Below are 26,508 nucleotides of genomic sequence, written 5' to 3' on the forward strand. Positions count from 1 at the left end.
TTGATGTCGCAGATGCCCCAGCAGGCCGCCCTGTCGAACTGCCCGAGCTGCGAGTGGCCGCTCGAGTCGGGTGACCGTTTCTGCGGTGCGTGCGGATACGACCTGTCCGTCGTGCCCGCACGGCCGGACGACCATCCGACGATCGCCCTGAACGGCTCGGAGGTGCAGCCGGGCGAAGGCGGCGGTGCGGCCTGGCCCGTCGCCGCCACTCCGGGCGGCTCGGACACCCCGGCGGCGACCCATCTGCCGACGGACCTGCACGGGACGGACTCGGGCGGCTCCCCGCTGCCGCCGGAGCAGCCCACGGGATCGCCGGTCTCCCCGGCCTCCGGAGTGCGCTTCGACCGGCCGCCGGTGCCCGACGAGTACCCGCTGCAGGCCCCGGACCCGCGCGTGGCCTCGCTCGCCGCGCCCGCCGAGGAGGCCAAGCTGTGCGTGGCCTGCCGTGCGGGCCGCGTCGACGACGACGGCTACTGCGAGAACTGCGGGCACGCCCAGCCCCGGGAGCGCGACCACATGGAGCAGGAGTCCGGCCCGGTGGCCGCCGTCAGCGACCGCGGACTGCGCCACCACCGCAACGAGGACGCGTTCGGCATCGGCACCGCCACCCTGCCCGACGGCGCCCCCGCGTCCGTGGCGATCGTCTGCGACGGCGTCTCCTCGGCGACCCGGCCCGACGACGCCTCGCTCGCCGCCGCCCGCGCCGCGAACGACGCGCTGCTCACCGCCCTGCCGCGCGGCACGCACCCGCAGCAGGCCATGCACGACGCGATCGTGGCCGCCTCGCACGCGGTCAACGCCCTGGCCGACGAACCCGCCACCGCCCGCGAGCACTCCCCGCACCAGAACGCGCCGGCCTGCACGATCGTCGGCGCGATCGTGACGTCCGGGCTGCTGGTCGTCGGCTGGGTCGGCGACAGCCGCGCCTACTGGGTGCCGGTGGACCGCAGTTCGGCCCCGGCACGGCTCACCGAGGACGACTCGTGGGCCGCGCAGATGGTCTCCGCGGGCCTGATGAGCGAGGCTGAGGCGTACGCCGACGAGCGCGCCCACGCGATCACCGGCTGGCTCGGCGCGGACGCCTACGAACTGGAGCCGCACACCGCTTCCTTCAAGCCGGACCGGCCGGGTGTAGTGGTGGTGTGCACGGACGGACTGTGGAACTACGCGGAAGCGGCCGAGGAGATGGCCGAGGTCGTGCCGCCGGATGCCGCCGTACGTCCGCTGCACAGCGCCCGTGTGCTGGTCGGTCACGCCCTGGACGGCGGGGGCCACGACAACGTAACAGTGGCCGTCGTGCCGTTCCCGGCCGTGCCTCAGGGGGCAGGATCGGCCTGAGGCCGTACACGGGGGTGCCTCGGCGGACCGGAGGGGACCGGTCCGCATACAGTCGTCGCCCCGCGAACGCGGGGTTTTCGAGGGGGATTTGAGTAGGCATGGCCAATTTCTCGAAGTCCAGCGTGCCGCAGTTCTCGATGGACGTGTACCAGAACGAGTACCTGCCGGAGGGCGGTCGCGAGGTCAACGCCATCGTCACGGTCACCGCCACCGGCGGCGGCACGGTCGGCAGCGCGGTCGCCGCGCCCCATCTCTACGCACCGGGGGGCGGCCCGTCGGCCGGGGTGGCGATCATGGTCGACTGCTCCGGGTCGATGGACTACCCGCCGACCAAGATGCGCAACGCCCGTGACGCGACGGCCGCCGCGATCGACACCCTGCGCGACGGAGTGCACTTCGCGGTGATCGGCGGCACGCACGTCGCCAAGGAGGTCTACCCGGGCGGCGGGCGCCTCGCGGTCGCCGACGCCACCACCCGCGGCCAGGCCAAGGAGGCCCTGCGCAAGCTGAGCGCGGGCGGCGGCACGGCCATCGGCACCTGGCTGAAGCTCGCCGACCGGCTGCTCTCCTCGGAGGAGGTCGCCATCCGGCACGGCATCCTGCTCACCGACGGCCGCAACGAGCACGAGTCGCCCGAGGACCTCAAGGCCGCCCTGGAGTCCTGCGCCGGACGGTTCACCTGTGACGCACGTGGCGTGGGCACCGACTGGGAAGTGAAAGAAGTCACAGGGATCGCCTCTGCGCTGCTCGGCACCGCCGACATCGTCGCCGACCCGGCCGCCCTCGCCGCCGACTTCACGCAGATGATGGAGAAGGCGATGGGCAAGGAGGTCGCAGACGTCGCTCTGCGGCTGTGGACGCCGGTCGGTACCGCCATCAAGTTCGTCAAGCAGGTTGCCCCCACGGTCGAGGAGTTGACCGACCGCCGCACCGAGGCCGGCCCGCGCGCCGGGGACTACCCCACCGGCTCCTGGGGCGACGAGTCCCGTGACTACCACGTATGCGTCGAGGTCCCGGCCGCGGGCCTCGGCCAGGAGATGCTGGCCGCCCGGGTCTCCCTGGTGGTCCCGCAGCCCGACGGCAGCGCACAGAACCTGGGCGCCCAGGGCCTGGTCAGGGCCGTGTGGACCGACGACATGGCGGCTTCCACCTCGATCAACCCGCAGGTCGCCCACTACACCGGGCAGGCCGAACTGGCACAGGCCATCCAACAAGGGCTTGATCTTCGCAAAGCGGGCGATATGGATGGAGCAACGGCCAAACTGGGCCGAGCCGTTCAGCTCGCCAGCGCCTCCGGAAACGCGGATACTGCGAAACTGCTTGCGAAGGTGGTGGACGTGGTCGATGCCGCGACAGGTACTGTGCGACTGAAGGCGAAGGTCGAGGAGGCCGACGAGATGACTCTCGAGACACGGTCGACAAAGACTGTTCGTGTAAAGAAGTGACACCGGACGTCACGTCGCCGTACACATCACAGGACCGAAGAGGACCCTGAAGGAAAGGGGGAAGCGCCGACATGCCGACCTGCCCGAACGGACACCAGTCGGGTTCCGACGACTGGTGCGAGGTCTGCGGTCACCGCATGGCCGGTGCCGTGCCTCCGCCCCCTCCCCCGCCGCCCCCGCCCGGCGGCGGCTACGGCTTCCCGCCGCCCGGTCAGGGCCCTCAGCCCGGCGGCCGTCCGCTGTCCGCGGTGCCGGACCACGAGCCGGAGCTCTGCCCGCAGTGCCGTACCCCCCGTGAGGGCGGTGCGCCGTTCTGCGAGGAGTGCCGGTGGAACTTCCTGACGAACACCGCGACCTCGTACACCCCCGCCGCCCCGCCCCGGCCGGCGCCCGGCCCCGGCGGCCCCTTCCAGCAGCAGCCCGGACCGTCGTACGGCGGCGGCGACTCGTACGAGTACCAGGGCTCGCGCCCGTCCCAGGTGAACCGCCCGGCGGAGCCGATCCCGCCGAGCCCGTTCGGCAACGAGCCCTCGGGCCCGCCGCCGAGCCCCTTCGGCACCGAGCCTCCCGGTCCGCCGAGCCCGTTCGCCGACCGGTCCGGCTTCGGCCCCGACCCCTCGCGTCCGGTCCCGCCGCCGCCCGGTCCCACACCGCACGGCGGCCCCGGTGGCGCCCCGCAGGCGTTCCAGCAGCCGGGTCCGCCGGCGCCGCCCCGCTTCCCGCAGGAGACGGGACGTCCGCCGCAGCAGGGCGGTCCGTCCTTCGGCGGCGGTGACGACGACTGGGTGATCTCCCCGCCGTCCGGCGGCCCCGGCCCCGGTGCCCCCGGTGGCCCGGCCCAGGGCGGTGGCTACGGCTATCCGCAGCCCGGCCCGGCCCAGGCACCCCCGCCCGGCCAGGGCTTCCCGCAGACGCAGGGCGGGCCGGTGACCTGGACGGCGACCATCGGTCCCGACCGCGAGTACTTCATGGCGATGATGCAGCGCTCAGGCCCCGAGGCCGCGGGCCTCAACCTGCCCGCGTACTCGCCGGAGCAGCAGCGCACCCTCAGCGGCAACCAGATCACCATCGGCCGCCGCCGGCACTCCACCGGCGACACCCCCGACATCGACCTGGCGGTGCCGCCGGAGGACCCGGGCGTCTCGCACCAGCATGCGGTGCTGGTGCAGCAGCCGGACGGCAGTTGGGCGGTCGTGGACCAGAACTCGACGAACGGCACGACGGTCAACGGCTCTGACGAGCCGATTCAGCCCTTTGTGCCGGTGCCGTTGCGGGACGGGGATCGGGTGCACGTGGGTGCGTGGACGACGATCACTATTCGCCGCGGGTAGCTGGGCGCCGTTGTAGGGTGCGGCGCCGTTGTGGTTGATCGCGCCCGCGCGGCGGAGCCGCACATGGATGCAGCCCCGCGCCCCTTACGGGCGGCTGACTCACCGGAGGGGCCAGATGTACGGTCCCTTCGGGTCGTCCAGCCATGCCCATGCTCGGTCTGTGCTGATGGTGATGCCATAGCGCCGGCGCTCAGGCTGTTCCTCGCGCTCCCATACGGCGAAGGCCTCCTGGGGGGCGAGGGTGTCACGGGTCAGAGCCAGTAGGAACCGGAACAGGTCGTGGTTCCTGGCGCGGCGGGGGATCGTGCCGAGTTGGTGTGACTCCTGGTCGGGGCGGGTCTCGCCGCGCAGGGGGACGAAGTAGGCGGGGGTGTGCAGGAAGCGGCCCTCGGCGTGGGCGGGGTCCCGGACCGTCAGGGCGATCAGGCCGGTGGCGAACGGGGCCAGGATGCGGGCGCCCGGGTTGCACTGGGCGAGCCAGGCACGCGGGATCGAGGTCAGGGCGCAGGTGGCGATGATCCGGTCGAAGGGGCCGCGCTCGGGGACTCCGCGGGCGCCGTCGCCGGTGACGACGGCCGGGTGGTGGCCGGCGGCGGCCAGGTGCTGCCGGGCCGACTCGGTGATCTCCGGCTCCAGATCGACGGTGGTGACCAGGTCGTCGCCGAGCCGGTGGGCCAGCAGGGCCGCGTTGTAGCCGGTGCCCGCGCCGATCTCCAGGACCCGGTTGCCGTCCTCGACCCCCAGCTCGGCCAGCATCCTCGCCATCAGCGAGGGCTGGCTGCTGGAGGAGAGCAGCTCGCCGTCGCGCAGCCGCGTGGCCAGCGGGGCGTCCTCGTAGGCCCCGCGCAGCCACCGCTCGCGCGTCCGCGGATCGGGGCTCTCGCCCCAACGTCGCTCATAGCCGCCGACGACGCCGACGTAGTAGTACGGCACGAACAGATGGCGCGGGACCGCCTCGAACGCCTCCCGCCACACCGGGTCCTCGTCCCAGGCCCCGCTCGCCTCGATCTCCCGCACGAGTTCCGCCCGCGCGGTGGCCGCGAGGTCGTCCAGTTCCCTGTCGAGAGCAGCTGCGCCCATAGGTCCACTGTGCTGCGGGAGGGAGCGCGAGGCGAGTACCGAAGCCGCCACATCCGGAATGTCCGCTTCCTGGGTGCGGGGCGGGGACCTAAGCCTCAAGTCCTCCGCCGAGCGGTCTGAGAGCATGGGGAGCGTGAATGAGATTCGGCGCGGCACGCTTCAGGAGCAGACCTTCTACGAGCAGGTCGGCGGGGAGGAGACCTTCCGCCGCCTCGTCCACCGTTTCTACGAGGGTGTGGCCGAGGACCCGGTGCTGCGGCCGATGTACCCCGAGGAGGACCTCGGCCCGGCCGAGGAGCGCCTCACGCTGTTCCTGATCCAGTACTGGGGCGGCCCGACGACGTACAGCGACAACCGCGGCCACCCCCGGCTGCGCATGCGCCACGCCCCCTTCACCGTGAACCGCGAGGCCCACGACGCCTGGCTGCGGCACATGCGGGACGCCGTCGACGAGCTGGGCCTCTCCGAGGAGCACGAGCAGCAGCTGTGGAAGTACATGACGTACGCCGCGGCCTCGATGGTGAACACCCCGGACTGACCCCGACCGCATGACGTGCGCATTCCGGTCGTACGACGCCGGAATCCGATCACGATCCGGTCACGCCCGTCGTACAAGCGCTTACCGAGGGCTCGCCCTCTCTGACAACATCGCCCGGAGGTCTGGACAACCACGGGGGGTTGGGCGTGACGGCGTTCGGTGCGGTGGCACGGTTCGTCCTGTTACGCGCCCGTGCGCACCGTCCGCTGCTGGCCGCCGCGCTGCTCACCGTCCTGCTGACCACGGCCGTCCTCGCGACCCTCACCGCCTACTCGGGCGCGATCGGTGACGCGGCCCTGCGCCACTCACTGCGGGACCCGCAGAACGCCGCCGACGCCGCGCTGATCGTCAAGGCCGAGGTCCCGGCGGACCGGCGCGCCGCCGCCGAGGACGCGGTACGGCAGGGGGCGCGGCGGATGTTCGACGGGCTGCCGGTGACCGTGCGGACCCTGGTGCGCTCGGGCCCGTACGCACTCCCGCGCTCGCTGCAGCCGCCGGCCGAACGGTCCGGGAACCCCGATCTGACGTATGTCGCGGCGCTCGACCCGACGCAGGTGCGGCTCGTGTCGGGACGGACGCCCCGGACGGACTCCGGCGCCGGCATCGAAGCGGCCCTCCCGCAGACCGCCGCCCGGCGCCTCGGCGTGAAGCCCGGCGACCGCCTCACCCTCACCGACCGGCTCGGCGGCCCGAAGGTGCACGTCACGCTCACCGGCCTGTACCGGCCCGCCCGGGCGGACGCGCCCTACTGGCGGCTGGACGACCTGCGCGGCCGGGGCGTCACCACCGTCGACTTCACGACGTACGGCCCCCTGCTCGCCGCCCCCGGCGTACTGAGCGGCGGAAAGGTGAGCGCCGGGCCCTCCGGCTGGCTGGCGTCGGCCGACTTCTCGACGCTGACGACCGGGCGGCTCGGCGAGCTGCGCAGGGCGGCCGGAGCGGGAGGGGCTGCCCTGCGCAGGCAGCCCGTGCTCAGCGGCGCGACGGCTGCGAGCACCTCCCTGCCCGAGGTCCTCGACCGCGTCGAGCGCTCACTGCTCGTCTCCCGTTCGACGCTGCTGATCGTCGCATTGCAGTTGGCGCTGCTGGCCTGCTGTGCGCTGCTGCTGGTGGCCCGGCTGCTGAGCGCCGAGCGTGCGGGCGAGGTGCGGCTGCTGCGGGCTCGCGGCGCCTCCCGGGCTCGGGTCGCCTCGCTGGCCGCCCTGGAGGCCCTGTTCCTGGCGGCGCCCGCGGTGCTGTGCGGACCACTGCTGGTCGGCCCGCTCACCCGGCTGCTGGCCGCCCAGGGGCCGCTGGCCCGGATCGGACTGCGCCTGGAGGTGCCTGCTGGCGGGGGGCTCGGGGTGTGGGGGGTGGCGGGGGCTGTGGGGCTGGGCTGCGCCCTGGCCGTGACGCTGCCGGGCGCTCCGCGGGGACGGCCGGGACGGGCCGTCGATCGTGTGCGGGTTCGTCGTGGCTTGTCGCGCCGTTCCCCGCGCCCCTTGCAGGCGGGGCTGCGCCCCGCAGGGGCGCGATCAGCCACGAACCCGCCGCACCCGGCGAACGGCAGAAGCACCCGAGCTCTCAGCCGCACAGCAGCCGCCGGCGCCGACCTCGCCCTGCTGGCCGTGGCCGCCGTAGCGTACTGGCAGCTCAACAAGCAGAACTCGGGCGCCGTCGACGGCGACAAATCCGGCACACTCGGCATCGACCCCCTTCTCGTCGCCGCCCCGGCGCTCGCCCTGCTCGCCGGCACGGTGCTGACCCTGCGCCTGTTGCCCCTGGTCGCGCGGCTCGCCGAGCGGTGGGCGGCCGGCGGGCGCGGGCTGACCGCGGCGCTGGCGGGCTGGCAGTTGAGCCGCCGCCCGATGCGCGGGGCGGGCCCGGTGCTGCTGCTGGTCCTGGCCGTCGCGCTCGGCATGCTCGCGGTCGGGCAGCGCGCCTCCTGGAACCGCTCGCAGGGCGACCAGGCGGACTTCGGGGCGGGCGCCCCGGTGCGTGTCCTGGCCGCCGGGGAGGACGGCCTCGGGCGCACGGAGACCTACGCGGCGATCCCGCACGTGCAAGAAGTCGCCCCGGCCTTCCGTGTGGACCTGCCGTTGTCCGGTGACCGCACGGCCGCGCTGCTGGCGCTGGACATCGCGCAGGCGGCGGACACGGTGCTGATGCGCCGGGATCTGGCCTCTCAGCCGGTACGGCCGCTGCTCGCGTCCCTGGGCCCGAAGACGCCGACGGCCGGCGCGAAGGTGCCCCCGCACACCGCCCGGCTGCGGCTGACGGCGACCCTGCACAGCTCCTCCCGGAGCGGGTCGGGCACGGCGGCGGACGTGACGGTCACGCTGGTGGACCGGTACGGGACGCCGTACCGGGTCCCGGCCGGGGAACTCCCCGGCGACGGGCGGGCGCATGTGCTCAACGTGCCCGTCTCCGAGGGACCGCTGGCGCTCACGGGCGTGGAGCTGGTGCTGTCCCAGCCGGTCGGGAAGCCCGAGCAACAGCGCCTGGAACTGGGCGAGTTGACGGCAACCAGGGTGGACGGGACCGTGCGGACGGTCCCGCTGCCCCACTCCTGGAAGGCGTCCGTGCGCACTGACGGGCAGGTCTCCTCGCCGGACGAGAGGACGAACCCGACCAAGCCGCACCTGAGTTCGTCGGGGCCGCTCACGGTGGAGTACGGCACGGGGTATGTGCCGGCCGAGGACACCTGGGTCACCGCGTCGTTGACGGTGCGGGTGCAGGTCGTACAGCCGAGGCCGCCCGAGATCGCCGCGGTGGCGACCGACCGGTTCCTCACCTCGGCGGGCGCGCGCACCGGGCAGCGGGTGGATGTGACGGTCGGCGGGGAGAACGTGCCGGTGCGGATCGTGCGTGCGGTACGGGAGTTGCCGACGACCGGCGACGCCGGCGGGGGCGCCCTGCTGGTCGATCTGCGGTCCGTGAACCGGCTGTTGCAGGCGCGGTACGGGACGAGCGTCACGCCCACGGAGTGGTGGCTGCGGACCGGCCCCGGCGAGTCGGCTGAGGTCGCGAAGGCTCTGCGGGCGCTGCCCGAGCTGGACCCGGCGCAGGTCGTGGTGCGGGACGAGACGGCCGCCCGGCTGCGGGACGATCCGTTCGGCGCGGGCGCGGAGGCGGCGTTCGCGGCGGCGGCCGGGGTGGCGGCGGCGCTGGCCGCGGTCGGTTTCGCGGTGAGCGCGGCGGGCTCCCTGCGGGAGCGGGGCGCCGAACTGGCCGTGCTACGGGCCCTGGGCGCCCCCCGCCGCCGACTGGCCCGCATGATCGCCGTCGAGCAGGGCGTGCTGGTGGCACTGGCGCTGGTGGTGGGGACCGCCCTGGGGACGGTGCTGAGCCGGGCGGTGATCCCGCTGATCCTGCTGACGGCACAGGCCACGCGCCCGGTGCCGCGAGTCCTGGTCGAACTGCCGGTGCCGCATGTCGCCGTACTGCTGGCGGCCATGGCGGCAACCCCGCTGCTCGCGACGGCAGCGCAGGCGATGCGGCGCGGACACCCGGCGGCGTCGTTGCGGGAACAGCGAGGTGAGTGACATCAACGCGATACCGGCCCCCTGGGTACGCACGCGACTGCAGGCCACGCCCGGTGCCGCCTGTGCGCTGGCGCTGCTGGTGGCGCTGACCGCCTGCCTGGCGGCCGCGTTCCCGCGGGCGGTCGACCGGTACGAGGACGCCGCTCTGCGCCGGGCCGTCGAGCGGGCTCGGCCCGCGACCACCGGCGTGGGGGTGTGGGCCGAGCAGCCCAGCCTGCTCCTGCCACGGGAGCAGCGCGAGGAGGCGCTGCGCCCCGGCACGCTCGCCGCGCAGTACGCGAAGGTCCGTGCGGCCGTGCCGCGGCCGCTCGTCGTGGATCCGGACCAGTCGACGTACGGGGTGCGCACCAAGCCCCAGGAGGTCCCGGACCGTTGGCTGCCCCGGCCGAGCGGGCTGCCGGCGCAGATGTCGCTGGCCGCGCAGCACGGCCTTGCCGACCACGCGACGGTACGCAGCGGACGCCTCCCGCACGCCGGCCGGGTCACCGCCGCCACCGCCGAGGTGGAGGCCGCCGTCACCGTCGAGACCGCCAAGAGCCTGCACATCAAGGTCGGTTCGGTCATCCACGTGCCCGGCGTGGAACGCGCCCCGCTGGCCGTCCGCGTCACCGGCATCGTCGCCCCGCGCGACCCCGCGGGCGCCTACTGGGCCACCCAGCCCCTCCTGCGCACCCCCGACCTCGTCCTGCTGCCGGGAAACGGCGCCGACCCCGACAAGTACTGGGCCGGCTCTCTGCTGCTCGCCCCCGAGGCGGCCCCGGTGATGCTGGGAACGGCCGTAGGCCCTTGGCGCTACTGGCAGTTGTCCCCCTCGCCCACCGCGCTCCACGCCCACGAGGCGGACCGCCTGAAGTCCGCCGTCGCCTCCCTCAAGTCCGGCCCCACCCTGCGCAAGGTCCGCATCCTCACCGACCCCTCCACGACGGTGGAGACCGACCTCGACACCGTACTGAACGACTTCACCGGTCTTCGGTCCGGCGTCCGCCCACTCGTGGCCGTCGCCGCCTTCGGCGCCGGCACGGTGGCCGCCGTGGTCCTGCTGATGGCGGGCGGCCTGGCCGCCGACCGCCGCCGCGCCGAACTCACCCTGCTGCGCGCCCGCGGCGCATCCCTGCCGGGCCTGGCGGGCCGCCTCCTCGCCGAGACCGCGGTGGTCGCGCTCCCCGCGGGCGCGGCGGGCCTGGCGTCAGCCCTGCTCGCGCTCCCCGGCGGCCGTGCCCTCTATGCGATCGCCGCGGCGGCAACCGTCACGGCGGTCGCCTGCGCGGCCCTGCCCCTGCGGGCGGCCGCCGCGCACCGGACCGTCCGTATCCATGGCGGCCGTGCGGACGTGGCCTCCGTACGGCCGTCCCGGCGCCGTACGGTCGCCGAGCTCACCCTGGTCGTGGTGGCCCTGGGCGCGGTCGGGACCCTGCGCAGACGGGGCGCGACCGGCGATCAACTGACGGCGTTGGCACCGGTGTTGGTGGGCGTGGTCGCGGCCCTGGTGCTCGTCCGTCTCTACCCGCTCCCGCTGCGCGGCCTGGCCCGTCCGGCGGCCCGGCTGCGCGGCGCGCTGGGCCATCTGTCGCTGGCCCGCGCGGGCCGCACCTCCGCCTCCGCGGTGCTGCCCCTGCTGGCGCTGCTCACCGCCCTCACCACGGCGGCCTTCGGCGGCTCGGTCCTCGCGGGCGTACGCGAGGCCCGCGACCAGGCGGCCCTGCTCGCGGTCGGCGCCGACGCCCGCATCGAGACGACGTCCCCGCTGCCGGCGGGCCTGCCGGACCGGATCCGCCGGACGCCCGGCGTACAGGGGCTCGCGGTCGCGAGCATCACGTACCAGGCCAAGCCGACCGACCTCACCCGGCCGGTACCGCTGGCCGGGGTGGATCCGCGGGACTACGCGGAACTGGCGGGCCGGACAGGCCTCGGCCCCTTCCCCGAAGGGGAGTTGAAGGACCCCCGGGGCCACGGTCCGCTCCCGGCACTCGCCTCCCCCGCGGTGGCGGGAGCCTACGGCACCCGGCCCTTCCCGATACGTCTGGAGGACGGCACCACGGTCACCGTCCGCATCACCGTCGTCCGGGACCGCACCCCGGCCGTCGCCGGCGACAACTTCCTGGTCGTGGACCGCGCCGGCCTCAACGGGCAGGCGTCCCTCCCCACCGCACTGCTGCTGACCGGCACCCACTTGAACGGACCCGCCCTGCGCGGAGCGGCACCCCACTCGGCGAACGTACAACTACGTGCCGAGGAACGCGCACGATACGCGGACTCCCCCCTCCAGACCGGAGCCGAACGCGTCTACACGACGGCGGTCGCCGCGGGCGCCGGCTACGCCGTACTGTCCCTGCTCCTGTCCCTTCTGCGCACGGCCCCCGATCGCACGGCCCTCCTGGCCCGCCTGCGCACCATGGGCCTGACCCGCACCCAGGGCCGCCATCTGCTGATCCTGGAGTCCCTGCCCCAGGCGGTCCTGGCGGCAGCCGGTGGCACCCTGACGGGCTGGGCAACGATCCGACTCCTGTCACCGGGCGTCGACCTGACAACCATCGCACTGTCCTCGGACCGAGCCCCGGCAACGGATGCGGTGCTACGAACGGACGCGACATCACTGCTGCTGCCGGCAGCGGCGATCGTCCTGCTGACGGTGGGGGTCTCGGGGGTCCAGGCCTGGTGGACGGGTCGCCGGGGGGCGGTGGCGGAACTGAGGGCGGGGGACGCGAGCGCACCGCCCTAGCTGGGGGCAGTCCTGCCGCTAGGGGCGGCACCCGTCCCAAAGAGAGCGGCACCCCGCGAGCGCGGGCAAGCATCCCCGCCCCAACAGCAACCCCCGCCCCGGGCCACTGTCAATTGAAACCGATGCCCAGGAGACCCAGATGCCCCCGGCACATCCCACCCTCACCGACCTGGCCACCCGCGCCGCAGCAAACCGCAACCGCCCCACCTACGGCCACGACGCCCTCATCACCTGCGACCGTCTGGTCCGCATCTTCACCACGGACGGCACAGAGGTCCAGGCCCTCCAAGGCCTGGACCTCCTGGTCCACGAGGGCGAACTCATGGCCCTCGTCGGCGCATCCGGCAGCGGCAAATCCACCCTCATGAACATCCTCGCGGGCCTCGACACCCCCACCGCCGGCACGGCCCGCGTAGCCGGCCACAACCTCCTGACCATGACCGCGAAGGACCGCCTGACCTACCGCCGCACCACCGTCGGCTTCGTCTGGCAGCAGACCTCCCGCAACCTCCTCCCCTACCTCACCGCGGCCCAGAACATCACCCTCCCCATGCAGCTCACGGGCACCCGCACAAAGCGCAGCACGCACACCGAACGCGCCATGGAACTCATGGAGTTGCTGGAGGTCGCCGACTGCCGCGACCGCCGCCCCCACCAGATGTCCGGCGGTCAGCAGCAACGAGTCGCCATCGCCGTGGCCCTCGCCAACAACCCGGCGGTCCTGCTCGCCGACGAACCCACCGGCGAACTCGACTCCCACACCGCGCAGCAGGTCTTCGCCGCTTTCCGCACCGCGAACGAACGGCTGGGCACCACCATCGTCATCGTCACCCACGATCAGGCGGTCGCCGGCGAGGTCCGCCGCACGGTCGCCATCCGCGACGGCCGCACCTCCACGGAGGTCCTGCGCCGCAGCGAGGTCGACGCGGCCACCGGCCACGAGACGGTGGTCGCCCGCGAGTACGCGATGCTCGACCGTGCCGGCCGTCTCCAGCTCCCGGCCGAGTACACCGAGGCCCTGGGCATGCGCGACCGCGTGGCCCTGGAACTGGAGCCGGACCACATCGCCGTACGACCGGACGACGGCAACTGATCACGTGGGGTGACCGCCGGCCTGCCCGGACGGCTACCGGACGCTGACGTCCAGCGCCCCAAGTCCCGCACGTCGTACGGCAATCGACCCGTACGGCGTACGCAGCCGCAGCCAGGCACCGGACGAGACCAACGCGAGGTCCTCGGCGCCCTGCGCGGACCGCAGGAACCCGAGCGACTGCGCCGCGTGCACCGCCCGTACCGGAAGGTGGGTGTCGCCGACGGTCCGGGACCAGATCTCCCGTCCGATGCGGTCGAGTTCGGGGCGTGTGCGCAGCTCGGGCGCCAACTCCCCGGTGCGGGAGCGGAATTCGGCGACGGCCGCGCCGACCATGGCCCGCAGGGCGTCGGGTGCGGGCAGCCCGGGCTCGGGCCGCCAGCCGCCGCGCGGCGGGAGGACGCCCGCCCAGGGCGGCCCGGTGACCGCCGCAGGAACGCCGGCCGTCGCGGCCGACTCGTCCACCGTCTCCAGGAGTTCACCGGCGGACACGGTCACGTCGAGCGTGACGTCGAGCCCCTTCTCGTACGGCTTGGCGAGCCGCACCGCGCGGATCGCCAGCACCTCGAAGGACGGCGGCCGCCCGAAGACGGCGAGCGCGGTCCCGGCGGCCTGGAGGCGTACCGCGGCACCGCGGTCGTAGTGGAGCAGCCTCGAGAGGAAGGCCGCGAGGTCCGCCGCCTCCCTCTCGTCGGCAAGGTGGAGCACCGTCATGCGGCGACGGCCTCCTCCTCGGTGTCGTCCCGGTACCCCTCGAGGAACTCCCGCTCCTCGGAGGTGATCCGGCGCGGCCGCTGCGTCTCGAAGTCGAACGGCACGACGACGGTCAAGGCCCGCACATAGACCAGGTCCTCGTCCTTCACCTCGTAGGTGACGGTGAAGGACGCGGCCCTGATCTCGGTGACCCACAGCTCGATGTCCACCGGGTCGGGCCGGTGGACGAGCTGCCGCTTGTAGTCGATCTCATGGCGCGCCACCACGGACCCCTGCTTGGACTCCTTGCCCCGAAGGGACAGGAAGTCGATGCGGGCCTCCTCCAGATACCGGAGGAAGATCGCGTTGTTGACATGGCCGTATGCATCCATGTCCGACCAGCGCAGGGGGCAGCGGTAGATGTGACGCAAGATCGATCAGCCCCGGGTCAGCTTCTTGTAGGTGGCGCGGTGCGGACGCGCGGCGTCCGGTCCGAGCCGCTCGATCTTGTTCTTCTCGTACGACTCGAAGTTGCCCTCGAACCAGAACCACTTGGAGTCACCCTCGTAGGCGAGGATGTGCGTGGCGACGCGGTCCAGGAACCAGCGGTCGTGGGAGACGACCACGGCCGCGCCCGGGAACTCCAGCAGCGCGTTCTCCAGGCTCGACAGCGTCTCGACGTCCAGGTCGTTGGTCGGCTCGTCGAGGAGCAGCAGGTTGCCGCCCTGCTTGAGGGTGAGCGCGAGGTTGAGGCGGTTGCGCTCACCACCGGAGAGGACACCGGCGGGCTTCTGCTGGTCGGGGCCCTTGAAGCCGAAGGCGGACACATACGCCCGCGACGGCATCTCGACCTGGCCGACATTGATGTAGTCGAGCTCATCGCTGACGACGGCCCAGAGGGTCTTCTTCGGGTCGATGTTCTCGCGGCTCTGGTCGACGTACGAGATCTTGACGGTCTCGCCGACCTTGATGGAGCCGGAGTCCGGGGTCTCCAGACCCTGGATCATCTTGAAGAGGGTGGTCTTGCCGGCGCCGTTCGGGCCGATGACACCGACGATGCCGTTGCGCGGCAGGGTGAAGCTCAGGTCGTCGATGAGGAGCTTGTCGCCGAAGCCCTTGCTGAGGTTGTTGACCTCGACGACCACGTTGCCCAGACGCGGGCCCGGCGGGATCTGGATCTCCTCGAAGTCCAGCTTCCGCATCTTGTCGGCCTCGGCGGCCATCTCCTCGTAGCGGGCGAGACGCGCCTTGGACTTGGCCTGCCGCCCCTTGGCGTTCGACCGCACCCACTCGAGCTCTTCCTTGAGCCGCTTCTGCCGCTTGGCGTCCTTCTGCCCCTCGACCTTGAGGCGGGTGGCCTTGGTCTCGAGGTACTTGGAGTAGTTGCCCTCGTAGCCGTGCAGGCGGCCGCGGTCGACCTCGCAGATCCAGCCGGCGACGTTGTCGAGGAAGTACCGGTCGTGGGTGACGGCGACGATGGTGCCCTCGTACTTGGCGAGGTGCTGCTCCAGCCAGTTCACCGACTCGGCGTCGAGGTGGTTGGTGGGCTCGTCGAGCAGCAGCAGGTCGGGCGCCTCCAGCAGCAGCTTGCAGAGCGCGACGCGGCGCTTCTCACCACCGGAGAGGTTGGTGACGGGCCAGTCGCCGGGGGGGCACCCGAGGGCGTCCATGGCCTGTTCGAGCTGGGCGTCGAGGTCCCACGCGTTCGCATGGTCGAGCTCTTCCTGCAGCTTGCCCATCTCGTCGAGCAGCGCGTCGGAGTAGTCGGTGGCCATCAGCTCGGCGATCTCGTTGAACCGGTCGAGCTTGCCCTTGACCTCGGCGACGCCCTCCTGGACGTTCTCCAGGACGGTCTTGTCCTCGCTGAGCGGGGGCTCCTGGAGCAGGATGCCCACGGTGTAGCCCGGCGACAGGAACGCGTCACCGTTCGACGGCTGCTCCAGCCCCGCCATGATCTTCAGGATGGTCGACTTACCGGCACCGTTCGGGCCGACCACACCGATCTTCGCGCCGGGCAGGAAGTTCAGCGAAACGTCGTCAAGGATGACCTTGTCGCCGATTGCCTTGCGCGTCTTGCGCATGGTGTAGATGTACTCAGCCAAGAGAAACCGTCCGGCAGCTTGAAATCTGGCAGTGGGCAGATACACCCCATCTTGCCTGACCGCCACCCCTGGGGGGAAACGGGTAAGGCCAGGGGGCTCTGACCTGCGACTCCTCCGTCACCCGCCCCGGCGCATCTGTCACTGTCGGTCGCCCTTGAGTAGCCTCGGGCGCCGTCGCACGGCCCAGAGACGGCCCAGGGGACGATCACTCGGCAGACATCCGCCACTCATCCAGTCGGACCCTGACCTGGTGGTTGTGGGCGTGCCAGACGACCTCCCCCTCGGCGGAGGCCCCGATGACAGGTAGCTCCATCCCCGGCGGCATGGCGGTGATCTCGGCCAGCGCCACGGCAGCGGGCACACCGTCTATGCGTATGAAGACGCCAAAGGGCTGGCGGCCGATGACCTCTCCAGTGATGCGGGTCCCGACTGGCAGAGCTGCGACGGTTGCCGCCCAGCTCCCGAGAACTACGTCTGCGTCCGGCAGGTCGGGGCCCGTAGGCCACGCGTACTCATCCATCGGCAGATCATGACGCAGCGATGGGCCGACGACAGTCACCCTCGACGGCGGGCGTGCCGACCGACCACGCACGCGTGTGCCTCGCCGCACCATCACCGGCCTCACCCGCGCCGCTGGTGCCGTCGACCGGAGCAAGGCGCGCCGGCAGACCCGTGGGGAGAACGCCGAAGCGGCTCGACTCCGAAAAACCCTCAGCTTGGGAGGCTCGGGCGCTTGAAAGAGGGATGGCTGCTGACCTGCGGGGCAAGGCCCCCTGCCATCGTCTCCTGCGACAATGCCGCGATGCGACGCTGGTCGTGGGGTTGGGGAAGGGAACGGCGTTGATCATTCGTGGGGTGCTCGGACTGCTCCTGTTGCTCGCGGTCAGCGTCTGCACGGCGGTGGCATGTGGCTACCGCGGTATCGACGTTTGGGTCTGGGATTGGGCAGACGTGGTGGTCACGCGTCGGACCCGGTACGGAACGCCCTGGAGGAGCCTTGCCACCATGCGGATCTACTTCGGCGTCATGGGGATCTTCTTTTTGGCGGGAGGGCTGCATACTCTGGCCGGCTGACAGCACTGGGAGTCGCTGGCGTCAGCGTTTACCGAGCATGCACAGGGTTCCGGTCCCACTGCCCTGAGTGGATGGGCGGCCCGACTCCCGCTGTAGCAATGTTCTGATCCGTAGCTCTACGGAGATCGGTCAGGAGAGGTCGTACAGGTTGCCCGGGGGCCAATGAGAGCCGGTGTGGGGTGCTGCCGGTTGCTGGGGGCCTCACCACCTCCGCCACCTGTCGGTGAGCTCGTACCTGCCCAAGCCGTGGCGGGCGGTCAGCCCGGGGACGTCCACGCCGCGCTCTGCGAGCGACTCGTCGATGTAGTCGCACAGCTGCTCGCGCTCGCCGGTCTCAAAGGCGCTTCCGTTGCGGGCGTCATTCACTCCATTGAGGGCTACGACGACTCGTTCCACCACGCCAAGTACATGTTCGTCGCTGGCCTCGCCAAGTCCAGGAAGCTCGCCCTCGAAGGCGTCAAGGACTTCGTCGGTCGCCGTAAGCAGCTCCTCGGGGAACAGCGCCGCCATGCAGGCGCACTCGGGATCCAGGGTGCCGGCGGCAAGCTCCTCGGCTTCCTCAGCTATGCCGTGACGCCAGCTCGTAGTCGGTCTCTCAGCCATGGCGGGACCGTACAGGCCAGGACTGACAGCACCTGTGCCACGGGAGTGCTCTCGACACTGAAAGCACGCTTTCCAACTGTGTTGGTGGTGGTGCGCGTCGTTCGGGGCCGTTCATCTGGGTTCATGGGTGGTTGGCCAGTGACGTGGAGGCGACTCCGGGGCGCGCCTGAACGACCGTGAAGGGGCTGGATGAGACGCAAACTGAGACGGTGGCCATGGACCGCTGGTTGGAGGCGGCAGTACCTTCGCACGGAGGAGGGTGCGGTGTCTGAGCAGGATGGTGTCATCGCAGTATGGCGAGCCAGCTCCCACGGACTGTTGGTCGGCTACGCCCTGGCTCTCTTGCCTGCCGTCGGAGCCGTTGTGCGGTGGCTGGCCCTGGCGGTCCGTCCTGATCTCGAGAACCTGGCTTCCGCGGCCGTGATGACGGCGATCGCACTGGCCTTCGGCCTGTTCTCGTGGTGGACCGTGCTCCGTGTGCGGCTCGAACTCGGTGCTGAGGTCATCCTCATGGTGAATCCCTGGGGGACGCAGCGTCTGCCCTGGTCCCAGGTCCGGGGCGTCACTCTCGGCGGGTGGGGTGCGGAGTTTCATACGCTCGACGGTTTCAAGTTCACGGCGAGTGCCCTCGGCAACTTCGGAGAACGCGGCCGCCGGCAGGACGAGCGGTTCGCCGGTCTCCAACGCCTGGTCGAATCGCGACTCGCGGATCGCCACCGGTTTTAGGAGTTCGATCACGGCCCGGCTCGGCCGTGGAGGTGCGTGATCGCCTTGGCCGAGCTGAGCCGTGCCCGTGTACTGGCGTGCAGGACCGTTGATGCCACTTCGTGGATGTCCGGTTGGGCTGGCGCTTGATGGACCGGACACCGGGAGGTACCTGTCACCACCTTCCGCTGATACCGACCACCTGTCTTCGTCGGCGCGCCACACTTCGCCATGCCGTCTCCCCTCCCCTGACCCACCAATCTGGAAGACGGTATATGGGAACGGCGGCTGACCTGGTAACTCCCTGACCTGGTCCGGAGCGCAATCGCCGTGGCTCTCGACGACGGCCACCCTGGGACGGAGCAACCGTCATTACCCGTAGCTGGGCGTTGCGCCCCGTCTAATCGTCCGTGGAATGAGTATGGGCACTAATTCAGGTCTGGATGCAGTCTTGAACGACTTTGCGAGCCAGCAAGCGCTTCGGTTCGCACAGTTCGTCCTCGATGGCATCAGCCTGGGCCGCGTCGAGCATGACCGTGGCCGGGTACGTCGTACCAATGGACAGCCGAGCAACACGCAGCTCGATGGCTGGGAGACCGGAATCCTTGGCTTGGCGGCCCAGAGGGTCGGAATCTGTAGTTTTCCCGTTGCCTGAGCTGACACCGTTGCGCTTGTTCCGTGCGCTGTCGGGCAATGATGCCGTGTGTGCGCCAACCTTCTCCCAAAGGGCCTGGTCTACGCTCCGCACATTGCCGGTCCGGCCGAATGTTCGTGCCGCAATCGCCAGTCGGTGTACTTCGACGGTGACGATGTCGGCCAGTTGCCGGTCGCGCAAGGCTGAGACAGCCGCCTGCGTAGAAGCTACACGAGCAGCCACAGCGTCCGCCTGGAACTCTGTGCGCCGAGCACTTGGCAGCGTGAGCCGAACCAACAGCCAAACGGCGCCCTTCATCAGCAATCCTGGGATCCAGAGTGCCCAATTCGTAGTTCGGCTATGAGCCTTGAAGCGCGCTGCTGCTAAGGCCATCTCGCCCGCATACAGGGCGAGCGGGGACGCAGCGAAGGCCGCCTCTGCTGTAGCGGGCCGGTGCTCCATCAGATCCGCCCCGCCGGCCAGGGAAGCGAGCGCGATACCCACCAGCGCCCCGCGTCGGACATCGCGAGATGCAAAGTGCCCCAATTCATGTGCGACAGCAGCAACTCTCTGCTGCGGTGCAAAGGTCAGCCAGAGGGGGTAGCCGAGTACCAGTCGCCGTCTGCGTCGTACGCCGTAGGTGGAGACCCGTACGGCAAAGTCCGTGCTGACCTGCACGACGTCGAGGCGCCGTACGCCGACCGCGTCCGCTACGTCATCCAACAGCGCGTACAGGGCGGGCGCTTCTTCCCGTAGCAGCGTGGGTAGGTGTGGGTCGAGTCTGTCGAAACGGGGACGCAATAGGGCGGCGCACACGAGTAGCACGAGCCCGATCAGCGGTTGCACAACCGTCCTGAGGCCCAGAACGATCAGCAGCAGACCGCCGATCAGTAAACTCACCGTCAGGATATGCAGCAGACAAGCGACGCCATAAGCAGCAGCCGTAGCCAAACTCGCCCGGTCGGGCATGTCAGCCTCGGCCTCAGCGGATACCCCCTGACCCTGCATGGCTCTCTCCCCCGGCTGGTCGCTGAAAGGGACATCCTCCTCGGGCCACAGAGCGCTGACAAGATGCGAGTTTTCGTGCGAGGTGCAGTTTCGCTGGGCCGCCAACCGATTCGTGTTTCTGGTCTCCTGACCGTGTGTGCCCTGTATTCGCCGTGTCTTACCGCGTGATCAGGCACGCATAAGGCACGCTTCCGACCACAAGGCGCGCTCGACGACTGCCTCTTCCACCACTCACCCCAGCTCCCATCCCGTACGCCGTCGACCCACACAGTCGTGGAGCGGGCGTGGTTCCCGGACAAGCAGAAGCGCTTGGCCGACACGTGGCTCACCAACATCGAAGCTGACATGGCGCGCGGGCAGTACATCGACCCCAAGGCGGCCCGCGTCACTTTCCGCGAGTACGCCGACCGCTGGCTCGCCGCCCTCACCATCGACCTCACCAGCCGGGCCGCCGTGGAAGGTCGCCTACGCCTCCACGCGTTGCCGTACCTCGGCTCGCGCCCCATCGGGTCGTTCCAGCCGGAGCACATTCGCGACTGGAGCCGCCAGCTCGAAGACTCCGTAGCGTCGGCGCAGTACCGGCGCCTGATCTTCGACGCTGTCTCCTCGGTGCTCAACGCGGCCGTAGATGACCGCCTGCTGGCCTCGAACCCCTGCCGGGCTCGATCGGTCAAGGCGCCTCGTCGCGTCGACAACATCGGAGACCTCGGCTGGCTCTACGTCCGCCAACAGGTCAAGAAGGTGCGCGGGACGCTCGTCTTCGCCCCACCCAAGCGGGGCAAGCTCCGTGATGTGCCCCTCGACCCCGAGGTGTCGGCCGCGCTGGACGAGCACATGAAGCAGTTCCCGCCCGTCGAGGTGACCTTGCCGTGGCTTAGGCCGGACGGCCCGAAGGTGACACACCGCCTCGTCTTCACGAGCGCCATCGGCGCCGCCATCTGGAGTCAGGGGTTCAACGACCAGGCTTGGAAGCCCGCTCTGGCGTCCGCCGGGATCATCCCTGTCCCCGAGAAGGGCCAGCGATACGCCCCGGCCCGCGAACACGGCATGCACGCCCTACGGCACTTCTACGCCTCAGTGCTCCTGGACGCCGGAGAGAACATCAAGGCGCTGAGCCTCTACCTCGGCCATAGCGACCCAGGGTTCACGCTCCGCGTCTACACGCACCTGATGCCGTCCAGCGAGACCCGGACCCGGAAAGCCATCTCCGCGATGTACCGGGCCGCCGGTCACGCTCATGACGGCCCAGAGACGGCCCAAGCCGCCTGACACGGCCCCTCATCGGTGGGAAACCCGCTGGTGAGGGGCTGTTTCATGCCCTCTCACGGCAAGTAACACCCCATCTTGCCTGAGGTCCAGCCTTGGGTGGTAACCCATATGGCCGGACGCCTGTGACCTGCGGTTTCGCTGCCGGGCGTCGGTGGGTGCTCAGGCTCCGGGGTGCTGGTGGGGCTGCTGCGGCTGTCCGTAGGGCCGGCCTCCCGGAGCGCCTGTGGGCTGGGTCTGGAGCTGTTCCGCCTGTTCCTTTGTGATCTTCTGTTCCGTGCCGCAGAAGGTGCACTGCGTGGCGTACCTCGTCGAGATGGGGAACAGCGGCACGAAGAACAGCGTGAACTTCACGACGCGCTTCCTCAGCGTGTGCGCGGCAGGGTTGCCGCAGCCTCCGCACACCAGCGTGAGTATCGCGAGCTGATACAGGTATCCCTTGGTGCCAAAGATGATCACGAGATCGGCCCTTCTCGGGTCGGTGTCCGCCGCCGGGTGGAAGACGCTGACCGAGATCTTCTCGCAGATTCCCCCCCCTCGGCGCATGGTCACTTTCCGTGGCCACCGTTCACCTTGGGCAGTCGCTGAGCCAGGAGCAGGGCAGCTACGCCCGTCGCCCCGACAACACCCGCCGAGCGGAAGGCACGGGAGGAACGCCAGGACAAGACCGACCACCGGGACTGCGCGGACAGCAGCGACCCCGTGCTCAGCCATGATCCGGCCGAGATCAGCGACAGCGCCGAACCGATCGACCCGCCCGAGAGCACGCTCCCGACCGACGCGACGGACAGGGCCGACCCGACGGACCCGATGGACAGCACCGACCCCACCGAGCCGATCGACAGCACCGAGTCCTGCGACCACAGGGACAGCACCGAACCCGAGGAGGTGCACGGCGCCGGCGATACGGATGACTTCGTCATGAGGCCATCCTGCCCATCGATCTCACCGGGCTCCAGGTATGTCGCCGAACACGCCGAGAAGGGGCGGGTGTTGGGGAGGCGTCCCTTCTCGTCGGTGTCGGGCTTACTCCGACGGCTCAGTCCTGTGTCGGTGCGTCCTTCTTTCCTACGAGGACCAGGGCCGCGCCGCCGATCAGCACGAAGGCGATGGCGATGCCCGCGATCAGCGGGGTCGTGCTGGAGCCGCCGGTGGCGGCGAGGTTGGTGTCGTCTGCCGTGCCGCCCACCGTCGCGGGGCTCGGTTCGCTGAGGATCTGGGTCGTGTTGCCGGTCTCGGAGGTCTGGGTCCTGCAGTCGAGAATGCCGGTGAAGCGCTCCTTGAGGCCCGCGGGTCCCGTGATCGTGAAGTCGTAGGGCTGGTCTTCCTGCAGGGGGATCGTCACCGTGCGGGACCCGCCCGCCGGGATGCTGTGCTCGATCCCCATCAGCTCGAAGGTGAACGCCTCGTCGCCCTGGTTGGCGGCGGTGATGTCCACACCCTCCTTTGCGCAGTTCCTCGTGGCCGAAAGGGCCGGTATCGCGCCCTTCTTCGCCCAGGTCGCACCGGCCGTCGCCGAGACCGTCGACTCGCTGGAGCCGGCCAGGACCTGCGTCTGGCTGCGGGTGTCGGAGGCGAAGGCGCGGCCCACCGGCACGGTGGTCGAGGCCTGCACGGTGAGCTCGGCCGAGCCGTCGGCGGCGTGCTCGGGCACGTCGAAGAAGAGCTGGCTGCCGTCGGCCGCGGAGGTGAGGGGCTTGCCGTCCTTGCCGACGATCCGTACCCCGCTGGTCGCCGCGCCCATCGGCGGCGTCACGGTCACGCCCGCCGCGTTGGTGTGCACGGTCACCGGGCCGAGCAGCTTGCCGGGGTGGCCGGAGACCGCGGGCGGGTCCAGCGTCAGCGACGCCGCGGGCTCCGCCAGGTCGACGGCGCTCTTCTGCAGGTAGTCCGCGAGTTTCTCGGCCTGCGGTTCGACGGCGTCCACGTCGGCGTGGTCCGAGTAGCGCCAGATGGCCACCTGGGTGCCCGCCGCCGCGTCCTGCTCGGTCAGGCCGCCCTGGACGCCCGCCTTCGCCGCGAGCGTCGCCAGGTCGTTCACCTGCGGGTAGGAGTTCTGCAGGATCCAGCGGATCCGGCCGGCGTTCTTGTTGGCGCCCAGCGAGGTGCCGCTCCACGCGGTCTCGTGGTACTTGGCGTCCCGCTGGGTGGGGTTGTGGATGTCGACGCAGTACGTCTGCAGAGTGCCGCCGCCGTCGACGGACATCTCGAACAGGCCCGCCGAGACCTGCTGGTCCCCGGTCTTCTCGTGGATCACGGCGGTGCCGTACGTCTTGAGGCCGCCTATGGTGGCGGTCGCCCCGCCCTGGCTCTGTGTCGTCTCCCCCGCGGTGGCCGTACCGGCTCCGGAGAGCACCCCGACGGCCACAAGACCGGACACCAGCGTCGCGGCGGCGAGACGCACGGCCCCTCGCCCGCGCGCGGACGGCGCAGAGAAAGAAGAAAACACCAAATTCCCCTTCGAGCAGGACCATTGACGTGGGGGGTGTGGTCCCACCAGCAGAATCAGAAGCCCCAAGAGCTATGCCGGGCATCCTATGGACGCGGCGCACCACGCTTGCTGGTCATACCGTCGGACAAGCGATCCGACTCGGAATCGTTATCGCCAAGACGGCCCATGAGCAGGGCTTATCGACAAATCCACCGGACCGTTCGGAACGCATTCGCCGATAAGCCGCAGTACGGTCAGCTCGGGGCACTGCCTGACATCACGTCACTGCTGCTGGCTCCGGCTCCCGTTGGGCCGATTCGGTACCTGAACCGCCCGGTGATGTCTCCCAGTTGGGCTCGGGCTGCTGGGGCCCTGCAGCGGACGTCTCGGGCTCCGGCCTGCCCGGCCGCCGGAAGGCCGAGGTCCCCCGGGTGAGGTCATGGCCGATCGCCACCGCGTCGAGGTCGGCCGAGACCCAGTTCTGTCCCTCACGCACATCCTCACGCACCTTGAGCCTGCCCTGCACGATGACGGGGTCTCCCACGTCGAGCGAGGCCGTCACGTTCGTGGCCAACTGCCGCCTGGCCCACACCGTGAAGAAGTTGGTGTGGCCGTCGGTCCACTCGTTCTTCTCGCGGTCCAGATAGCGCGTGGTCACCGCGAGCCGGAAGCGCGCCGACGGCCCCGACGCCAGATCCCGGAACACTGGCTTCGTCGCCACGTTCCCCACGGCGCAGATGATCGTCTCGTTCATCACGACCCCCTCCCTCGCCCGGCCGCCGGGGCCGGGCGGACATGCCTACGGGCCCGTCCCGTACGGCTGCGTCTGCCGCGGCGACCGTGTACCTCGGTGTACCTCGCGCTCGCCGCACCGCCAGACTGCCTCCGTCGGGCCGAGCCCGCTGAGCCCTGTGGACCGTCCCCCGCCTGTGGACAACTCCATCACCCGGACGAGTGAGTCCAGGAGGACCCCGACGAGTGATCATCTGCAGAAAGGCTCACCGTCACCCTCCGCAACCCGCCGCCCCGTCCGGGTGTCACCGGGGCCCGGTCCCCACCCCCGTCACCCGCCCGTACTGCTCCCGCACCTCCCGGTAGCGCAGCAGCTCCGCCGCCACCGGATCCAGCACCCGGGCCCGGCCGCACCCGGCGGCCGCCTCCCGCAATCGCCGTTCCGCGTCGGTGCCATAGCGGCGGGCCGGTCCGCGCGCCGCCATCCGGCAGCTCCACTCGACGATCGGGCCGCCGATGATGCCGGCCGCCATCAACAGCACCGGCACCCCGAGGTTGGGCGCCATGAACCCGATGATCTGCCCCAGCAGCCACAGACCGCCCACGACTTGAAGGAGCGTCATGGAGACCTGGGCCATGACGGCCAGCGGCCACCAGCCGGGCCGCGGTGGCCGGCCCGGCGGCAGACCCGCCCGCACCGCCAGTTCGTCGAGCGCCTCGGGCAGCCCGTGGGAGCCGCGTACGGCCGCCTCGCGCACCGCCTGCGCCCAGGGCGCGGGCAGCCCGGTCGAGGCCCGGTCGGCGAGCGTGCGTACCGCCTGCTCGACGCGCTGGCGTGCCGTGACCTCCTCGTCCGTCTGGGTCGGCAACGGCACCCGCCCGGTGGTCGCTTCGGACCGGTCCCGGTACCAGCGCCACAGCCGCAGCCAGGGCGTTCCGCAGGCGCGGTTGGCGTTGCGCAGCCAGGCGCGCTCGGCCGCCTCGCCGGCGGCGGAGGCGCCCACCGCGTCCGCGAGCCGGGCGGAGAACTCGTCACGCGCCTCCTCGCTCAGGCCGGTCCGCCGCCGCGCCGCGTAGAGGGGCCTCAGTTCCTCCGCGGCCGCGTCGAGATCGGCCGAAATTCGCCGCGCCGGGGCTCCGCGTTCCGCCACAAACTGCCCGAGTGCCTCACGCAGTTCAGCGACGCCGTCCCCGGTGAGCGCGGACAGCGCGAGCACGGTGGCCCCGGGATCGCCGTACTCGCCCAGTGCGATCCCGTCCTCGTCGAGCAACCGCCGCAGGTCGTCGAGGACCTGGTGGGTGGCCTCGCCGGGCAGCCGATCGGTCTGGTTGAGGACGACGAACATGACCTCCGCATGCCCCGCCATGGGCCGCAGATAGCGCTCGTGCAGGACGGCATCGGCGTACTTCTCGGGGTCGACGACCCAGATGACGGCGTCGACGAGGGCCAGGACCCGGTCCACCTGCTCGCGGTGCTGTACGGCCGCCGAGTCGTGGTCGGGCAGGTCGACGAGGACCAGCCCGCGCAGTTGCGCCTCCGTCTCGGGGTTCTGCAGCGGGCGCCGCCGCAGCCGGGGCGGGATGCCGAGCCGCTCGATGAGGCTCGCCGCGCCGTCGCTCCAGCTGCAGGCGATGGGCATCGCGGTGGTGGGCCGCCGTACACCGGTCTCCGAAATGGGCACCCCGGCCAGGGCGTTGAACAGCTGCGACTTGCCGCTGCCGGTGGCGCCCGCGATGGCGACGACGGTGTGCTGCCCGGAGAGCCTGCGCCGCGCCGCCGACTCGTCGAGCACCCGTCCGGCCTCGGCGAGCGTCTGGCCGTCAAGGCGGGTGCGGGAGAGCCCCACCAGTTCCCGCAGCGCGTCGAGCCGCGAGCGCAGGGGGCGGTCATAGGTGAGCGGGACCGTCGGCTGGGCGCTGAGCGCCCGGGTCTCCACCACCGGGGCCTGCTCGGACCCGGTGTTCTCCTCGGTGGCGCGCCGGGCGATCAGCCCGTCGTCCCAGGCACTCGCGGAGTCCGTACGACGGGAGGTGGCGACGTCCACCACGCGCGCGTGGCCACCCTTGTCACGTACGCCGGACTCCCGCTCGCCGGACCCCTGCTTCGCCGTCCGGTCCTTTCCCGTAAGGCTCTTGGCGCTCTCTTCGGGGTGCTCGGCCCGGCCCGTGTGGTCCTCGTCTGTGACGGCAGTCAC

At 71.2% G+C, this 26,508-nt stretch carries 21 protein-coding genes and 1 pseudogene; 10 read left to right on the top strand and 12 right to left on the bottom strand.

Translation table 11 applies throughout. The features are described from left to right. The first annotated feature begins 3 nt into the window (after positions 1–3). The 3 genes from ABD355_RS23685 (at position 4) to ABD355_RS23695 (ending at position 4,114) form a co-directional block, all read left to right on the top strand. On the top strand, positions 4–1,338 hold the full coding sequence (locus ABD355_RS23685; RefSeq protein WP_344402580.1) for a PP2C family protein-serine/threonine phosphatase: 1,335 nt from the start codon (positions 4–6) through the stop codon (positions 1,336–1,338). A 98-nt stretch (positions 1,339–1,436) separates the two neighbouring features. Next, on the top strand, positions 1,437–2,783 hold the full coding sequence (locus ABD355_RS23690; RefSeq protein ID WP_344402582.1) for a vWA domain-containing protein: 1,347 nt from the start codon (positions 1,437–1,439) through the stop codon (positions 2,781–2,783). Between the two features lie 71 nt (positions 2,784–2,854). Further along, positions 2,855–4,114 (top strand): FHA domain-containing protein, encoded by a 1,260-nt coding sequence (locus tag ABD355_RS23695; protein WP_344402583.1) that lies wholly within the window; start codon positions 2,855–2,857, stop codon positions 4,112–4,114. 99 nt (positions 4,115–4,213) lie between these two features. On the opposite strand, the gene ABD355_RS23700 is transcribed toward ABD355_RS23695, so the two are convergent. Beyond that, the gene (locus ABD355_RS23700; protein WP_344402584.1) at positions 4,214–5,194 is read right to left on the bottom strand and encodes a methyltransferase domain-containing protein; all 981 of its coding nucleotides are present in this window, start codon (positions 5,192–5,194) and stop codon (positions 4,214–4,216) included. A 124-nt stretch (positions 5,195–5,318) separates the two neighbouring features. On the opposite strand from ABD355_RS23700, the gene ABD355_RS23705 reads away from it, so the two are divergent. The 4 genes from ABD355_RS23705 to ABD355_RS23720 all read left to right on the top strand — a co-directional run bounded on the left by ABD355_RS23705 (position 5,319) and on the right by ABD355_RS23720 (position 13,068). Next, entirely contained in the window at positions 5,319–5,732 is a 414-nt protein-coding gene (locus ABD355_RS23705; RefSeq protein WP_344402585.1) for a globin, read from the top strand. A gap of 146 nt (positions 5,733–5,878) precedes the next feature. Next, positions 5,879–9,256, top strand: coding sequence for an FtsX-like permease family protein (locus tag ABD355_RS23710; RefSeq protein ID WP_344402586.1), 3,378 nt, complete (start codon positions 5,879–5,881; stop codon positions 9,254–9,256). 1 nt (position 9,257) lies between these two features. Next, entirely contained in the window at positions 9,258–11,975 is a 2,718-nt protein-coding gene (locus ABD355_RS23715; RefSeq protein ID WP_344402981.1) for an ABC transporter permease family protein, read from the top strand. Between the two features lie 139 nt (positions 11,976–12,114). Further along, positions 12,115–13,068, top strand: coding sequence for an ATP-binding cassette domain-containing protein (locus ABD355_RS23720; RefSeq protein ID WP_344402587.1), 954 nt, complete (start codon positions 12,115–12,117; stop codon positions 13,066–13,068). Positions 13,069–13,101: 33 nt separating this feature from the next. Here ABD355_RS23720 and ABD355_RS23725 read toward each other — a convergent pair whose 3' ends face one another. The 4 genes from ABD355_RS23725 to ABD355_RS23740 all read right to left on the bottom strand — a co-directional run bounded on the left by ABD355_RS23725 (position 13,102) and on the right by ABD355_RS23740 (position 16,380). Further along, positions 13,102–13,779, bottom strand: coding sequence for a DUF8185 domain-containing protein (locus ABD355_RS23725; RefSeq protein WP_344402589.1), 678 nt, complete (start codon positions 13,777–13,779; stop codon positions 13,102–13,104). Further along, positions 13,776–14,189: an acyl-CoA thioesterase gene (locus tag ABD355_RS23730; RefSeq protein ID WP_344402590.1), complete on the bottom strand. Its 414-nt coding sequence runs from the start codon at positions 14,187–14,189 to the stop codon at positions 13,776–13,778. Before ABD355_RS23730 ends, ABD355_RS23725 begins: the two co-directional genes overlap by 4 nt. 6 nt (positions 14,190–14,195) lie before the next feature. Next, positions 14,196–15,860, bottom strand: a complete 1,665-nt coding sequence (ettA, locus tag ABD355_RS23735; protein WP_344402592.1) for an energy-dependent translational throttle protein EttA — start codon at positions 15,858–15,860, stop codon at positions 14,196–14,198. 205 nt (positions 15,861–16,065) lie between these two features. After that, positions 16,066–16,380, bottom strand: coding sequence for a hypothetical protein (locus ABD355_RS23740; RefSeq protein WP_344402593.1), 315 nt, complete (start codon positions 16,378–16,380; stop codon positions 16,066–16,068). Between the two features lie 224 nt (positions 16,381–16,604). Between ABD355_RS23740 and ABD355_RS23745 the strand changes: the two genes are divergently transcribed. After that, positions 16,605–16,934, top strand: a complete 330-nt coding sequence (locus ABD355_RS23745; RefSeq protein WP_344402594.1) for a hypothetical protein — start codon at positions 16,605–16,607, stop codon at positions 16,932–16,934. Between the two features lie 201 nt (positions 16,935–17,135). Here ABD355_RS23745 and ABD355_RS23750 read toward each other — a convergent pair whose 3' ends face one another. Further along, positions 17,136–17,537, bottom strand: coding sequence for a hypothetical protein (locus tag ABD355_RS23750; protein ID WP_344402595.1), 402 nt, complete (start codon positions 17,535–17,537; stop codon positions 17,136–17,138). A gap of 264 nt (positions 17,538–17,801) precedes the next feature. Here ABD355_RS23750 and ABD355_RS23755 point away from each other — a divergent pair, with 264 nt between their 5' ends. Then, positions 17,802–18,263: a PH domain-containing protein gene (locus ABD355_RS23755; protein ID WP_344402596.1), complete on the top strand. Its 462-nt coding sequence runs from the start codon at positions 17,802–17,804 to the stop codon at positions 18,261–18,263. A 412-nt stretch (positions 18,264–18,675) separates the two neighbouring features. Here the strand turns inward: ABD355_RS23755 and ABD355_RS23760 are convergent, their stop codons facing one another. After that, complete coding sequence (locus ABD355_RS23760) at positions 18,676–19,884, bottom strand: M48 family metallopeptidase (RefSeq protein ID WP_344402597.1); 1,209 nt, start codon at positions 19,882–19,884, stop codon at positions 18,676–18,678. A gap of 288 nt (positions 19,885–20,172) precedes the next feature. Between ABD355_RS23760 and ABD355_RS23765 the strand changes: the two are divergent. Next, positions 20,173–21,153 (top strand): annotated as a pseudogene (locus ABD355_RS23765) (tyrosine-type recombinase/integrase); the annotation flags it as partial. 159 nt (positions 21,154–21,312) lie between these two features. Here ABD355_RS23765 and ABD355_RS23770 read toward each other — a convergent pair. From ABD355_RS23770 to ABD355_RS23790, 5 genes are all read right to left on the bottom strand, one after another. Next, positions 21,313–21,609, bottom strand: coding sequence for a zinc ribbon domain-containing protein (locus tag ABD355_RS23770; protein ID WP_344402982.1), 297 nt, complete (start codon positions 21,607–21,609; stop codon positions 21,313–21,315). An 89-nt stretch (positions 21,610–21,698) separates the two neighbouring features. Continuing rightward, a complete protein-coding gene (locus ABD355_RS23775; RefSeq protein ID WP_344402598.1) occupies positions 21,699–22,073 on the bottom strand; it encodes a hypothetical protein in 375 nt (124 codons plus the stop codon). Between the two features lie 116 nt (positions 22,074–22,189). Then, positions 22,190–23,599, bottom strand: a complete 1,410-nt coding sequence (locus tag ABD355_RS23780) for a Cys-Gln thioester bond-forming surface protein (protein ID WP_344402599.1) — start codon at positions 23,597–23,599, stop codon at positions 22,190–22,192. 259 nt (positions 23,600–23,858) lie between these two features. Continuing rightward, positions 23,859–24,335 (bottom strand): single-stranded DNA-binding protein, encoded by a 477-nt coding sequence (locus tag ABD355_RS23785; RefSeq protein WP_344402600.1) that lies wholly within the window; start codon positions 24,333–24,335, stop codon positions 23,859–23,861. A 283-nt stretch (positions 24,336–24,618) separates the two neighbouring features. Beyond that, positions 24,619–26,508, bottom strand: coding sequence for a GTPase (locus tag ABD355_RS23790; RefSeq protein ID WP_344402601.1), 1,890 nt, complete (start codon positions 26,506–26,508; stop codon positions 24,619–24,621).

The sequence above is a fragment of the Streptomyces longisporus genome (genome assembly GCF_039532765.1).
Lineage (GTDB): Bacteria > Actinomycetota > Actinomycetes > Streptomycetales > Streptomycetaceae > Streptomyces > Streptomyces longisporus.